The following is a 13,236-nucleotide window of genomic DNA, read 5'->3' as shown; positions in this document are numbered from 1 at the left end:
CTCGCTCACACAGGTTTCGTCCCACGCTCTTAGAGCCCCAGTACAAAGAGTGCTCGAAACTCTTTGTTCCCTGTTGGGGCGGAAATTTTCGCGATCGTGCCGAGACTGGATTCGAAGCATCTTCGCCAATGTCTGGTGAATCAGATTGTAGCGATACTATCCCTCGCTTCGGGAATGAGATACATGTGCAAATTCTCAGTGAAGAAAATGAATTGCACGCGCGTAGCGCGGACTTGGCGTGAGCATTTTCCATGTGCCGCCAGCACCGCTGAGGGATCATGGTTGCTCGACGACGAGAGTAGACCATTATGGGCTGCCCATAAGCAGAACTGCTGAAATACAACTTGCTTCACTGTGAATCCACATTAGATCCTCGCTGAGCGCCCGCCAATCTACTATCTTATCATCAAAACAAAGGAAAAATATCTGATTTACCTCAATAATATTCATGTTGAATTTGATTCTCAAATGCAGCCTCCTAGAAATCCGCCCATCGCGGACGTTGCCACGTGTCAGATTTCATTGGTCGCCCGCCTCATTCGACCCCTCCAGCCGGTTGGACCATCACCAGCAATAGGTGAGTCAGCGCGAGATCGACGTGGCGCTGCGCCGTCGTCCGGCTCCAGCCACGCAGCCGGCAGGTCTCGCGGAAGGTGCCTTCGTCTGCTTGCGCGCGGCACCACGCCTTGAGCTGCTCGCGATGCTCCCGGTCCGGGATCTCCCGCTCGACCAGGCGACGGATGCGCAGGTCGAGCGGGTAGGGACCGAGATCGGGGTTTGGGGGCTTATCGGTCAGGGCTGAGATGATCCACGCCACGGCCTGCCGGTGGCTGTAGCGCGGCGGGTAAACCGGAACGTCAGGTTTTGCGATACGCGACGCCATCACGCTCCGAGCCGAGTCCTGCTTGGCGCCTACGCAGCCTAAGACGCCCGTCCGCCGGGCCCGGCCGAGACCGATCTCCTTGGCGAGAGCGGAGCGCGCCGCCGAATAGTTGGGCGCAACCATCGGGTAATCGTCCGGCAATCCGTAGCGCCGACGGTCGGCGACGGGGTCGAGCCCATGGGTGCCGAGGTGCCGCTTGAGCGTCTTGTACGGCTTGCCGTCGATGAAGCTGATCAGCGCCTGGGGCGTGATCGACTTCCGGATTTGCCCCGGGGTCGCCTGCTCGACCTCGTCGTTCTCAGTTGGGGCGGCCGTCGGCGCAGTGCCGAGGCTGTAGACCATCCTGAACGGCTTCATCTTGGTGAGATCGGACACTGGCACCTCCTCAAAGCCGGCGCGGGACGTAGCCGGCGTGGCGTTGGCCTCGGCGAGCCGGGCCCTTGGAACGAGACGAGTTCGCGGCCTCGGTCCGATCGCTGAGGCGCCCGATGATGGGGTCCATTCCCGGGGGCAGGTCGGCCCGGGCGATCTCGACCGTGGCCCAGCGGGTTTTGCAGCGACGGCATTCGCGCCAGCGGCGGATCGCCCTGGCGCTGTCGCGACTGCTGACCACGCTGAAAACGGGCCAGCCGCAGGAGGGGCAACTAAGCATTGGCGCGCCTGCCCTCAGCAGTGCGGCGCCAGGCGATCTCTGTCTTGCGCTCAGCCTCGGCGGCCTGGAACCGCCGCACGTGTTCAAGGTGTTCGGCGGTGCTGCCCTGGCGAGCCGCCGCGCTCAGATCCTCGTCCAGGCGCCTGCCGGCTTCGGCGATGGAGGCGATGAGCTGCCTTGCGGCGACTGCACCCTTCTCGCGCTCCTCAGCCGTCGGGCGTGTCGAGCGTCCGTCCGCCGGCTTGGCCAGGAGCACCGCGTTGAGGTCATAGCGCTCGACCTTCATCTCCGTGATCATCTCGTCGACGGCCCGGCGCATGTCGGGCGGGGTCAGCGGGAAAGCGTAGTTCGGCCACGGGAAGCGACGCTGATTCCAGCTCTTGCAGGCTCGGTGGACCACGCCGACTGGAAAACCCTCCACGGCCTCGACGAAGTCGTTCACCATCATCACCCCGTTGACCGGGTCGAGGGCGCGGAGCTGCGAGAAGCCCATCAGGAAGGCGTGCAGCCGGTCGTAAACCCGCTGCCGGTCCCAGGCCTCAGCGCCCGCTTCCAGCCAGGCGTCGAGCTCATTGCGTAGGGCGAGGAAGCGCTGCCGCTCAGCCGGCGCCCGCGCGAAGCCGGTCGAATTCCAGGAGCCGTCCTCGCTCCTCTTCGTCGACGCCCTGATCCCTGCCTTCTCTTCCTCGAGACGCTCGATGCGCTCGATGATGCTCTTCAACTGGTCGGCGGCGACCGAGGACGGATCGACGGCGGGAGCGGGGGAGGCAGCCATGGGGAATCTAGCGATGGAAAGCGGAGGCCGCCCGCCGGCAACGAATGCGCGAAAGGGCGGGCGGCAGTGGGGGATCAGGCGGCGACGGCGTGCCGGGCTGGCGCCTCGCACACGCCGCCGCGACCCAACCCGATCTGCTTGGCCAGGGCCGAGCGCTGGGCAGCGTAGTTCGGCGCGACCATCGGGTAGTCGTCGGGCAGGCCGAAGCGCTGGCGGTAGGTGTGCGGCTGGAGGCCGTGCGTGGTCAGATGGCGCTTCAGCGTCTTGTAGGGCTTGCCGTCGAGGAAGCTGACGATCGCGTCGGCCGTGATCGACTTCCGAATCTGAGCGGCGCTCGCCTTCGACACGCGCACGATCGCCGACATGCTCGGCCAGGAAACCGAGGGCATGGCAGCGCACTACTCGCGCGAGGCCGACCTCGAACCCAAGCTCAAGGGCGTGGTGCGGCGACTGGATCGGGAGAACAGGAAGCGCACAAAGGCTGTCTAACCAGACGGACGGTTTTGTCTAACCGGCCTTTCCGGGAACGTTTGTTCAGGGCCTAAGTGCTTGATTTTAAAGGTGGCTGGGGGACGTGGATTCGAACCACGACTAACGGAGTCAGAGTCCGCTGTTCTACCGTTAAACTATCCCCCAACACTAAGCGCTTGAACGCGCTTAGAAATTGGCGCCGTGGCTCACGATGGATCCGGATCACATGTCCGGACCGGCCGCCGACGACCCGCGCCATGTAGTGCCTCTGCTCCGGCTTGTCCATCCCGTTTTGCGCGGGAACCGCCACGCGATCGCGAAGCCGTCCCGGAAGCGGGAGCGCGAACCCGCGCTGCAGCGAAGGCCGGACCGCTCGGCAAGCCCTTGACCGGGCCGGGGCACCATGGCTTCTGAGCCACGGCCCTGTCAGGCCCCGTAGCTCAGCTGGATAGAGCAGCCGCCTTCTAAGCGGCAGGTCGTAGGTTCGAGCCCTACCGGGGTCGCCAGCCCGTTTTGCTCCGATTGAAAGACGTCCTCCTGCGAGGCAGGCTCTTCGGAGGCGGGCCGCTCCTTTCGTTCGAGCGGGCGGAACGCCGACCGAAGCCGATCTTTTCGGCACCGCGCTTCGCATCGGACCGACCCTGATGCAGTCCCGGACCGGATCCTGCCTCGGATCAGCGCGATATGCTGAAAAAATAGGCATAACTGAGGCGCCGGCCGGTAGCCCGGAAGGAGGCCGCCTAAGTTCCGGTCACCCTGGCGTGTCGCTTGCATAGAGCTTGACCGTCTCGGGACGACGCCAAGAGGTAGATCGTGAAAGCTTGGAAGACCTGGGGTTCGGCCGCCGCTCTAGCAGCCGGGCTCGTGATGGGTGCGCTCGGTTCGGGCGTGGCGCAGGCGCAGGAGACCATCAAGGTCGGCATCCTGCACTCGCTCTCGGGGACGATGGCGATCTCCGAGACGACGCTCAAGGACGCGATGCTGATGCTCATCGCGGAGCAGAACAAGAAGGGCGGGCTGCTCGGCAAGAAGCTGGAGCCGGTGGTGGTCGATCCGGCCTCCAACTGGCCGCTCTTCGCCGAGAAGGCGCGCGAGCTGATCGCCAAGGACAAGGTCGCGGCGGTGTTCGGCTGCTGGACCAGCGTGTCCCGCAAATCCGTCCTGCCGGTGTTCAAAGAGCTGGATTCGGTCCTGTTCTACCCCGTCCAGTACGAGGGCGAGGAGAGCGAGCGCAACGTGTTCTACACCGGCGCCGCCCCGAACCAGCAGGCCATCCCGGCCGTCGACTACCTGATGAAGGAGGAGAAGGTCGAGCGCTGGGTGCTGGAGGGCACAGACTACGTCTATCCGCGCACCACCAACAAGATCCTCGAAGCCTACCTCAAGGCCAAGGGCGTGAAGCCGGAAGACATCTCGATCAACTACACGCCGTTCGGCCAGTCCGACTGGCAGACGCGCGTCGCCGCGATCAAGAGCTTCGGCTCGGCGGGCAAGAAGACCGCCGTGGTCTCGACGATCAACGGCGATGCCAACGTGCCCTTCTACAAGGAGCTCGCCAACCAAGGCGTGAAGGCCACCGACATCCCGGTCGTCGCCTTCTCGGTCGGCGAGGAAGAGCTCGCCGGCATCGACACCAAGCCGCTCGTCGGCCACCTCGCGGCGTGGAACTACTTCATGTCGATCGACACGCCGGAGAACAAATCCTTCATCGAACAGTGGAAGGCCTTCACCAAGAACCCGAAGCGCGTCACCAACGATCCGATGGAGGCGCATTACATCGGCTTCAACATGTGGGTGAAGGCGGTGGAGAAGGCCGGCACCACCGATCCCGACAAGGTGATCGACGCCCTGCCCGGCATCGAGCAGAAGAACCTCACCGGCGGCACCTCGAAGATGCTGCCCAACCACCACATCACGAAGCCGGTCTTCATCGGCGAGATCAAGGATGACGGCCAGTTCGACGTGGTCAACAAGACCGACGAGCTGATCCCCGGCGAGGCTTGGTCCAAGCAGCTCGAGGGCTCGAAGGACCTCGAGGCCGACTGGGTCACGCTCAAGTGCGGCAACTACAACACCAAGACCAAGAAATGCGGCGGCGCCTGAGCGCCGTCACGTCGGACTGACCTGCCCGCGCGCGACGCGGGCAGGATGCCGAAGGCGTCGAGAGGAGCGGGATGTGCGTGGGTTCGAAGCGCGGGCGAGCGGCGTCACGGGCCACCTGCTGGCCCTGCTGCTGATCCTCGTCCTGCCGGGCATCGCTCTGGCGCAGACGCCCGCGGACACGGCCTACGGCAGGCTCGCCGCCGACAGCTATTCCGACATCGAAGCCGGCATCACCGGGCTCGCGGCCAGCGGCGATCCGCGTGCGGGTGCGGTCCTCACCGCCCTGTCGGACGGGCGGCTGCTCTACCGACCCTCGGACAAGGCGCTGTTCGTCAAGGAGGCAAACGGCCTCGTCGATGCCCGCACCGGTGTCCCGGCGACGGCCGAGGGCCTGAAGCCGGTCCGCGCCAACAACAAGGTCCGCCGGGCGATCGAGGCGGCGCAGGGTCTCCTCAACCTCGCGAGCCCGGATGCGGGCAAGCGCCGGGAGGCGGCGGATGCCGTGTTCAAGGCCCGCGACGTGGCCGCCCTGCCGGCGCTCGAGGCCGCCCTCGCCAAGGAGAGCGATCCGCGCCTGCGCAAGAGTCTCGGCGAGGCCCGCGCCGCCCTGCTACTGGGCCAGCCCGGCACGTCCGAGGCGGATCGGCTGTCCGCGCTCTCGGCGATCCAGGCCCGCGGCGACGGCGATGCCATCGCGATCCTGCGCGGGCTTAGCGCCAGCGACCCGAGCGAGGCCGTGAAGGCCGCCGCCGAGCGCGGCATCGCCTCGATCGAGCGGCGGCTCGCCCTCGTCGGCGCGGCCCAGAACGTCTGGTACGGCCTGTCGCTCGGCTCGGTGCTGCTGCTCGCCGCCATCGGGCTCGCCATCACCTTCGGGGTGATGGGCATCATCAACATGGCCCATGGCGAGATGGTGATGCTCGGGGCCTACACGACCTTCCTCGTGCAGGACGCGATCCGCGCCCACGCCCCCGGCCTGTTCGACTGGTCGCTGGCCATCAGCATCCCCTGCGCCTTCCTCGTGGCCGGCGCGGTGGGCGTCGCCATCGAGCGCGGCATCATCCGCTATCTCTACGGGCGCCCGCTCGAGACCCTGCTCGCCACCTTCGGCGTCAGCCTGATCCTGCAGCAGACCGTGCGCTCGATCTTCGGACCGACCAACCGGGAGGTCGGCTCGCCCGCCTTCATGACCGGCGCCTTCGACCTGTTCGGCCTGTCGATCACCTGGGGCCGACTCTGGATCGTGGCTTTCTCCTTCGCGGTCTTCCTCGGGCTGCTCTTCGTGCTGCGGAGGACCTCCTTCGGCCTGAAGACGCGGGCGGTGACGCAGAACCGGCGCATGGCCGCCGCCATGGGCATCCGCACGCCCTGGGTCGACGCCATGACCTTCGGCCTCGGCTCCGGCATCGCGGGCATTGCCGGCGTTGCGCTCTCGCAGATCGACAACGTCTCGCCCAATCTCGGCCAGGGCTACATCATCGATTCCTTCCTGGTCGTGGTGTTCGGGGGCGTGGGCAATCTCTGGGGCACGCTGGTGGCGGCGCTGACGCTGGGCGTCGCCAACAAGCTGTTCGAGCCGTATCTCGGCGCCGTGCTCGCCAAGATCGCCCTTCTGATCTTCATCATCCTCTTCATCCAGAAGCGCCCGCGCGGCCTGTTCGCCCTCAAGGGCCGGGCGGTGGAATCGTGAGCACGCCCCGAACCCGCCTCATCGACCCGAAGGGCTGGATCTTCCTGGCGGCGCTCGCCGCCTTCTGCGCAATCGTCCCGCTCCTGAACCTCGTCATCCCCGAGGGCTCGGGCCTGCACCTACCGACCTACCTCGTCTCGCTGTTCGGCAAGTACCTCGCCTTCGCCCTGCTCGCGCTCAGCCTCGATCTGGTCTGGGGCTATTGCGGCATCCTCTCCCTCGGCCACGGCGCCTTCTTCGGGCTCGGCGGCTACGCGATGGGCATGTACCTGATGCGGCAGATCGGGCCGCGCGGCGTCTACGGCAACCCGGTCCTGCCCGACTTCATGGTGTTCCTGAACTACAAGGAATTGCCCTGGTACTGGCTCGGCTTCGACCACTTCGCCTTCGCCGCGCTGATGGTGCTGGCGGTGCCGGGGCTGCTCGCCTTCGTGTTCGGCTGGCTCGCCTTCCGCTCGCGGGTAACGGGCGTCTACCTGTCGATCATCACCCAGGCGATGACCTTCGCGCTGATGCTGGCCTTCTTCCGCAACGACATGGGTCTCGGCGGCAATAACGGGCTGACCGACTTCAAGGACATCCTCGGCTTCCCCATCCAGGCGCAGGGCACGCGCGTGGCGCTGTTCGTGGCGACCGGGATCGCCCTGGCGCTCGGCTACCTCGTCGCCCGCTTCATGACGGTCTCGGCCTACGGCAAGATCCTGATCGCCGTGCGCGACGCTGAATCGCGCACGCGCTTCCTCGGCTACCGGCCGGAGCACTACAAGACGCTCGCCTTCACGGTCTCGGCCATGATGGCGGGCGTGGCCGGCGCGCTCTACGTGCCGCAGGTCGGCATCATCAATCCAGGTGAGTTCGCCCCCACCAACTCCATCGAGGCGGTGATCTGGGTCGCGGTCGGCGGACGCGGCACGCTGGTCGGCGCAGCGCTCGGTGCCGTGATCGTCAACTACGCCAAGACGGTGCTCACCGGCGCTCTGCCGGATGCCTGGCTCTTCGCGCTAGGCGCCTTGTTCGTGGTGGTGACGCTGTTCCTGCCCAAGGGCATCGTCGGCACGCTGGTGGAGCGCTTCGGCAGCCGGAGGGCGGCGGCCAAGCTTCCGCCCGAGCCCGCGATTCCCCCGAAGCTCGCGGAAGAAGGCCAGGGCTGATGAGCAGCGCCGATCTCCTCGCCCCGCCGGCCTCCGCCGAGGCGGGCGCCGCACCGGCCCGCAAGGTCACGGAGGCCCTCCTCTATCTCGACGATCTCAAGGTCACCTTCGACGGCTACCGGGCCCTGCGCGGCCTCTCGCTGACCCTCGACCGGGGGGAGATGCGCGCGATCATCGGCCCGAACGGGGCCGGCAAGACCACGATGATGGACTGCATCACCGGCAAGACGCGGCCCGATACCGGCATCGCGCTCTTCGACGGGACGCACGACCTGACCAAGCTCGACGAGCCGGCCATCGCCGATCTTGGCATCGGCCGGAAATTCCAGAAGCCTACCGTGTTCGAGAGCCACACGGTGGCCGACAACATCCTGCTGGCGCTGAAAGGTCCGCGCTCGGGCGTCGCCTCCCTGTTCGGCTGGCGCAACCGCGTCGCGGCCGAGCGCATCGACGCGCTGCTCACCAAGGTCGGGCTGATCGCCCATCGCGAGCGGCCGGCGGCCGATCTCTCCCACGGCCAGAAGCAGTGGCTGGAGATCGGCATGCTGCTCGCGCAGGATCCGAAGCTCCTGCTCGTGGACGAGCCGGTGGCCGGCATGACCGATGCCGAGACCGCCGAGACGGCGCGGCTCCTGCGCGAGATCGCCCGCGACCACGCGGTGATCGTGGTGGAGCACGACATGCATTTCGTGCGCGCCCTCGAATGCCGCGTCACCTGCCTGCACGAGGGCGCGGTATTGGCCGAAGGCTCGATCGACGCCGTGTCCGCCGACCCGAAGGTGGTCGAAGTCTATCTGGGGCGCTGAGGCGATGCTGACGGTCGACGGAATCGATCTCTATTACGGGGCGGCCAAGGCCCTGCGCGGGGTCTCGCTCACCGCCGAGACCGGCAAGGTCACCACCGTGCTCGGGCGCAACGGCGTCGGCAAGACCTCGCTGCTGCGCGCCATCGTCGGGCAGCAGCCCATCGCCAAGGGCTCGATCCGGCTCGGCGACACGGTACTCTCGGGGCTGGCGCCCTACGATCGGGCGCGGGCTGGGGTCGCCTTCGTGCCCCAAGGCCGCGAGATCTTCCCGCTGCTGACCGTGAAGGAGAATCTCGAGACGGGCTTCGCCCCCTGCGCGCGCAAGGATCGCTACGTGCCGGCCGAGATCTACGACCTGTTCCCGGTGCTGAAGGACATGCTGCACCGGCGCGGCGGCGACCTCTCCGGAGGCCAGCAGCAACAGCTCGCCATTGGCCGCGCCCTCGTCACCCGCCCGAAGCTGCTCGTGCTCGACGAGCCGACGGAGGGCATCCAACCCTCGATCATCAAGGATATCGGCCGGGCGATCAGCTACCTGCGCGACAAGGGCGAGATGGCGATCGTGCTGGTCGAGCAGTATTTCGAGTGGGCCCGCGACCTCTGCGACAGCTACGCGGTGATGGATCGCGGGCAGGTGGTGTTGTCGGGGACGCGCGCGGAGATGGTCGAGGCGGAGGTGCTCCGGCTGATGTCGGTTTAGCGCCGGCCCGACATGGAAACGGCGGGACCGGAATCCCGCCGCCTGCCTCGTCACGCTTCAGGAGGCGCCGGCCCGAGGCCGGCGATCCGATCAGCAGCGGTAGCCGCCGGAGGTCTGGCCGTACTGCTTGGTCGGGAAGTTCTGCTGCTGGGCGTTGCCCTCGCTGGCCGAGCTCATCGGGCAGCGGTCATAGCGCGGGTGGTCGGAAGGGTTGAGCGAGCCCGTCGTCGTCACGTCGTAGCGCGGGTCCCAGCTCTCCGAGAACGCCAGGGCGGACGAGGCCGGGGCGGCAACGCCGAGAACGAGGGCGGTGACGGCAGCGGCGACACGGGTTTTCATCGTCTTCTCAAGCTCCTTCGCAATGTGGCCGGTCGATCCGGAGCCACTTCATCTTGCGTGATCTTGAAATGGGGTGTCACCGGCCGGCGTGACGTGCTTATGCGCACGCAGCAACCGGGATGAAATTCATCCCGGTCCAGGAGAAGCGGAGACTTCGCGAGACGGAGGGAGCGGCATGGACCGCTCCCTCGGCGACGCGCTCAGTAGTCGATGACGTCTTCCAGGGCGTAGTGCTTCACCGTCTTGCGGTTGGCGATCAGCTCGTCGATCGTCGGCTCGCCCTTCATGGCACGGGCGATGGCGAGCTTCGTCGCCTCGTAGTTGGTGCGGTAGAGGTCCTTGCGGTCGACGTTCGGGTCGGCGGCGCAACGCTCGTCGAGCCAGATCATGATGATCATGCAGAGCTCGTCGAGCCCGTCCTTCGGCAGCACGCCCTCAATCACGCAATCGATGATCGCGTCGCCCGTGGCGGCCTGGACCACGCCGCCGAGCAACTCGGCATACTCGGCCGTGTGGATGGTGACCTTGGTGGTCATCATCGTGGCCGGACGCACGAGCTGGTTGAGGTCGCGCACCACGAACATGCGGGTATGGCCCTGCACCTGCCCCATCATCGAGGCGAAGGCCTGGCCGACGGGGCCGCGGGTGGAGCCGATTAGCACCTCGGGCATGGCATCGGTGTACTGCCCCTCGGCGGCGAGCACGGTCGCCTCGCCGGTGCGGAACCAGATCTCGGACATGGAAACACCCTCGTTGACGGATGGGCCGCAGCGAGCGGCATCGGCCGCGCAGACATCATCCCGAGCCTCCCCCGTCAATCACGGCGCGCGCATGCCCCTGGCGTCCCGGGCGTCGATCGGCCATTGACGGGCAGCGTGCCCGCCGCGGGACGGCAGGCGGCGAGGGCGGGAGTGCCGGCGATGGGCGGAACGGGCGGTCAGATGCCGAGGGAGCGCGGCTGGAGCCTCTCGGCAACGGCGGAGGGCGAGGGCGTGCGCCTGGAGATCGCCCTGCCGGATCTCGACGGCAAGCCGGTCACCGCGCTCCTACGCCTGGAACGGGCGGAAGCCCGCGCCTTCGCCCGCGCCTTGCTGCGGGCGGCGGGCGACGCCACCGAGCGGACCTTCTCTCCCTCCCGCGACGCGTAACGCCCGGCTTCGGGGCTCAGCGCGTGCCGGTGACCGGGCGGCGGCCCGGCAGGCGCGGCACCTTGGCGCCCCGCGGCTCGACAGGCTCGGCACAGGAATAGGTGAACTCGCTCTGGAGGTCGCTGAACACCGTCTCGCCGGTGATCTTGCAATCCTCGCGCACGGTCTCGTCGAGATAGGTGCGGGCAGCGGTGCGGAAGCGGGTCGTCCGGGTCTCGGCCGGCGGGCGCCCGGCCTGCAGGTCGCCGACATCGCAGCCGGTGACTTCGCGCAGGGCGTTCGAAACCACCAGCACCCGGCGGCGCTGCCGGTTGTCGTAGATCTCGTAGGGCTCGTTGCAGCCGATGGTCACGACCTGCGGCGTCTGCGCCACGTAGGTCTTCGAGATATAGGCGAAGCCCGTGCAGCCCGAGACCGCGAGGCTCGAACCGAGGGCGAGCGCAAGCGCCAGCCGCCGCATTGTCGTCGCCCTCTCAACCCGGACACGCATCGGCCCGCATTGAAACCGCTACGCTTGCGCGGTCAAGAGGCCACGTTCATCCCGCTTCCGCGAGCGCCACGGCGCGGATCGGCGGCAGGTTGGCGCGCAACTCGCGGCTGACGGCGGAGGAGGTCGCGACCGTACCGAGATCGGCATAGGTCTCGTGGTTCTTCTCGATGGCGGAAAGATCGTAGAGGTAGTTCACCATCAGCCCGTAGGATTGCTTCATCCCGTTGGCCGAGGTGTCCCCGAGGAAGTTCACCCGCTCCAGCCGGGCACCGTTGCCGAGATGGAAGCGGGCGACGGGGTCGAGCGGGCGGCCCTTCTCGTTCTTGGCGCGCAGGAAATAGGCCGCCGCGGCGGGAATCATCGCCTTTCGGACGGCCTCGCAGGCCGCCTTGTCGGTGGCCCAGTCCGGGCGGTCGAGCAGGCGCAGGGTCTCCACGTCCTCCCGGGTCAGTCCCTGCGGCGCATCCGCCCGGCGCTCCCGGTCGAGCCAGCTGCGGAAGCCAGGCACCGGCGACAGGGTGACGAAGGTCTTCAGGCTCGGGACCTCGCGGACGATGTCCTCGACCACCTGCTTGATGAGGAAGTTGCCGAAGGTGACGCCGGCCAAGCCCTTCTGGCAGTTCGAGATCGAGTAGAACACGGCCGTGTTGGCGGCCTTGATCGGCAGGGTCTCGCGCTCGTCGGCGAGGATCGGCCCGATCGCCGCCGGGATGCCGCCGGTCAGCGCCACCTCGACGAAGATCAGCGGCTCGTCGAGCAGGGCGGGATGAAAGAAGGCGAAGCAGCGCCGATCCGCCGGCTCGATGCGCCGGCGCAGGTCGTTCCAGTCCTGGATCGCGTGCACCGCCTCGTAGCGGATGATCTTTTCCAGGATATGGGCCGGCGTCGTCCAGTCGATGTGACGCAGCACCAGGAAGCCCCGGTTGAACCACGAGGCGAAGAGATGCTCGAAATCGCTGTCGAGGCTGTCGGCGGCGTCGATCAGGTCCGGATCGGCCCCCTCCTGGCGCAGGGTCTTGCGCAGGCCGAACAGGTCCTCGCGCATGCGCACCAGGGCGAGCGTGCCGCCGCGGGCGAGGTTGAGCCGGCGGATCAGCTCCTGGGCGCGGGGCTCGGCCGCCGCGTGCAGGCGCCCGAGCCGGGCCCGGGTCGGGTCGGCGCGGTAGGCGGCGATGGCCTCGTCCACCGCCTCGTGGTCGGCATCGAACTCGGCCGCGATCAGCCGGAGAAAGGCGAGGCGCTCGGGCGCCGGCAGCACCGCGTAGCGGTCGAGAATCAGGCGGGCCAGGGCGACGCCGGAGGCCTCGCCGCGCCGGGAGATCAGGTCTTCGCAGAGCTTCAGGAGCTCGCCGGCATCGGCATTGCGCGCCGGATCGCCGCGCCCGAAGCTGATCAGGTCGCGGCCGCGGTCGCTGATGGTCTGAAGGAGGTCGCCGAGGAACGAGATCGCCGCCATGAAACGCCGCCTGGACCTCCCCGCCCGCTTGTCATCGGCGCCGCCGGCCGGCGGCAGCACCGCTCAGGGATGTAAGGCGATCAGGCCGCCGGGGCCAGCCACCTCAAGGCATGGGCAGCCACTCGATCACGCCGCGGCGAGCGCGGCCGTATCCGCACGCTCGCGCCAGTCGAGCACCCCGTGCAGGCGGGCGAAACGCAGCTCCGCCGCGCGCAGGGCCCGCTCCGGATCGCGCGCCCGCGCGATCTCCACCGAGCCCACCTTGAAGGGCACCCCGAGGATCTGCTTGGCGAAATCGATGCGGTAGTGCGGCATCCGCTGTCCCTGTCGTTCCTGTGTTGCGATCTTCCCGTTGGAATGGGGGGCTGCGCGATTCGCGCGGGGCTTGGGCCCAAGGATAGGCCGAGACGGGGGCCGCAGGCGAGTCCACCGCCAAAACCCTCAACATCCCCAACGGATTGGATATGGGGACAACAACCCTCAGGTGCAAATCCCGCACCCCTGAGGCGCAAGGCCGCCCCCGGCCGGATCGGCTTGCCGGAGCGTGTTCCACAACATAGGCCGGCCTATGC

Annotated in this window: 14 protein-coding genes, 2 tRNA genes and 2 pseudogenes; 8 read left to right on the top strand and 10 right to left on the bottom strand. The window is 67.5% G+C overall.

The genetic code is table 11. The features are described from left to right. Window positions 1-535: 535 nt before the first annotated feature. From MMB17_RS25400 to MMB17_RS11290, 4 genes and pseudogenes are all read right to left on the bottom strand, one after another. A complete protein-coding gene (locus MMB17_RS25400) occupies window positions 536-1,258 on the bottom strand; it encodes a Ros/MucR family transcriptional regulator (RefSeq protein WP_420847362.1) in 723 nt (240 codons plus the stop codon). Window positions 1,259-1,268: 10 nt separating this feature from the next. Then, window positions 1,269-1,535 (bottom strand): NrdR family transcriptional regulator, encoded by a 267-nt coding sequence (locus tag MMB17_RS25395; protein ID WP_420847361.1) that lies wholly within the window; start codon window positions 1,533-1,535, stop codon window positions 1,269-1,271. 652 nt (window positions 1,536-2,187) lie between these two features. Further along, window positions 2,188-2,310, bottom strand: a pseudogene (locus MMB17_RS11295) (GapR family DNA-binding domain-containing protein); the annotation flags it as partial. Window positions 2,311-2,384: 74 nt separating this feature from the next. Then, window positions 2,385-2,645, bottom strand: a pseudogene (locus MMB17_RS11290) (Ros/MucR family transcriptional regulator); the annotation flags it as partial. Between the two features lie 28 nt (window positions 2,646-2,673). Here MMB17_RS11290 and MMB17_RS25250 point away from each other — a divergent pair. Further along, window positions 2,674-2,799 carry a hypothetical protein gene (locus MMB17_RS25250; protein ID WP_276518067.1) on the top strand — a complete coding sequence of 42 codons (126 nt, stop codon included), beginning with the start codon at window positions 2,674-2,676 and terminating at the stop codon, window positions 2,797-2,799. Window positions 2,800-2,872: 73 nt separating this feature from the next. Here the strand turns inward: MMB17_RS25250 and MMB17_RS11285 are convergent. Next, window positions 2,873-2,946, bottom strand: a tRNA-Gln gene (locus MMB17_RS11285). 264 nt (window positions 2,947-3,210) lie between these two features. Between MMB17_RS11285 and MMB17_RS11280 the strand changes: the two genes are divergently transcribed. The 6 genes from MMB17_RS11280 to urtE all read left to right on the top strand — a co-directional run bounded on the left by MMB17_RS11280 (window position 3,211) and on the right by urtE (window position 9,231). Continuing rightward, window positions 3,211-3,287: transfer RNA gene (locus MMB17_RS11280), tRNA-Arg, on the top strand. Between the two features lie 361 nt (window positions 3,288-3,648). Further along, window positions 3,649-4,884 (top strand): urea ABC transporter substrate-binding protein, encoded by a 1,236-nt coding sequence (urtA, locus tag MMB17_RS11275; protein ID WP_241102175.1) that lies wholly within the window; start codon window positions 3,649-3,651, stop codon window positions 4,882-4,884. 73 nt (window positions 4,885-4,957) lie between these two features. Beyond that, a complete protein-coding gene (urtB, locus tag MMB17_RS11270; RefSeq protein ID WP_420847360.1) occupies window positions 4,958-6,574 on the top strand; it encodes an urea ABC transporter permease subunit UrtB in 1,617 nt (538 codons plus the stop codon). Continuing rightward, a complete protein-coding gene (gene urtC / locus MMB17_RS11265) occupies window positions 6,571-7,725 on the top strand; it encodes an urea ABC transporter permease subunit UrtC (protein WP_241101978.1) in 1,155 nt (384 codons plus the stop codon). The genes urtB and urtC overlap by 4 nt, the downstream gene beginning before the upstream one ends. Then, window positions 7,725-8,531 (top strand): urea ABC transporter ATP-binding protein UrtD, encoded by an 807-nt coding sequence (urtD, locus tag MMB17_RS11260; RefSeq protein ID WP_241101977.1) that lies wholly within the window; start codon window positions 7,725-7,727, stop codon window positions 8,529-8,531. Before urtC ends, urtD begins: the two co-directional genes overlap by 1 nt. Before the next feature lie 4 nt (window positions 8,532-8,535). Then, window positions 8,536-9,231: an urea ABC transporter ATP-binding subunit UrtE gene (urtE, locus tag MMB17_RS11255; RefSeq protein WP_241101976.1), complete on the top strand. Its 696-nt coding sequence runs from the start codon at window positions 8,536-8,538 to the stop codon at window positions 9,229-9,231. A gap of 90 nt (window positions 9,232-9,321) precedes the next feature. Here the strand turns inward: urtE and MMB17_RS11250 are convergent, their stop codons facing one another. Beyond that, entirely contained in the window at window positions 9,322-9,570 is a 249-nt protein-coding gene (locus MMB17_RS11250) for a hypothetical protein (RefSeq protein ID WP_238310244.1), read from the bottom strand. A 200-nt stretch (window positions 9,571-9,770) separates the two neighbouring features. After that, window positions 9,771-10,310: a formaldehyde-activating enzyme gene (fae, locus tag MMB17_RS11245; RefSeq protein WP_238310245.1), complete on the bottom strand. Its 540-nt coding sequence runs from the start codon at window positions 10,308-10,310 to the stop codon at window positions 9,771-9,773. 180 nt (window positions 10,311-10,490) lie between these two features. Here fae and MMB17_RS11240 point away from each other — a divergent pair, with 180 nt between their 5' ends. Next, complete coding sequence (locus tag MMB17_RS11240; RefSeq protein WP_373324934.1) at window positions 10,491-10,718, top strand: hypothetical protein; 228 nt, start codon at window positions 10,491-10,493, stop codon at window positions 10,716-10,718. Window positions 10,719-10,734: 16 nt separating this feature from the next. Here the strand turns inward: MMB17_RS11240 and MMB17_RS11235 are convergent, their stop codons facing one another. The 3 genes from MMB17_RS11235 to MMB17_RS11225 form a co-directional block, all read right to left on the bottom strand. Beyond that, window positions 10,735-11,178, bottom strand: a complete 444-nt coding sequence (locus tag MMB17_RS11235; protein ID WP_238310247.1) for a hypothetical protein — start codon at window positions 11,176-11,178, stop codon at window positions 10,735-10,737. A 76-nt stretch (window positions 11,179-11,254) separates the two neighbouring features. Continuing rightward, entirely contained in the window at window positions 11,255-12,664 is a 1,410-nt protein-coding gene (locus MMB17_RS11230) for a malonyl-CoA decarboxylase (RefSeq protein WP_241101975.1), read from the bottom strand. Between the two features lie 126 nt (window positions 12,665-12,790). Further along, a complete protein-coding gene (locus MMB17_RS11225; RefSeq protein WP_241101974.1) occupies window positions 12,791-12,979 on the bottom strand; it encodes a hypothetical protein in 189 nt (62 codons plus the stop codon). Window positions 12,980-13,236 lie beyond the last annotated feature (257 nt).

Origin of the sequence: Methylobacterium organophilum (genome assembly GCF_022533465.1) — a bacterium.
GTDB lineage: Bacteria > Pseudomonadota > Alphaproteobacteria > Rhizobiales > Beijerinckiaceae > Methylobacterium > Methylobacterium organophilum.
The sequence above is the reverse complement of the archived record's forward strand: the minus strand, read 5'-3'. Positions and strand labels throughout refer to the sequence as shown.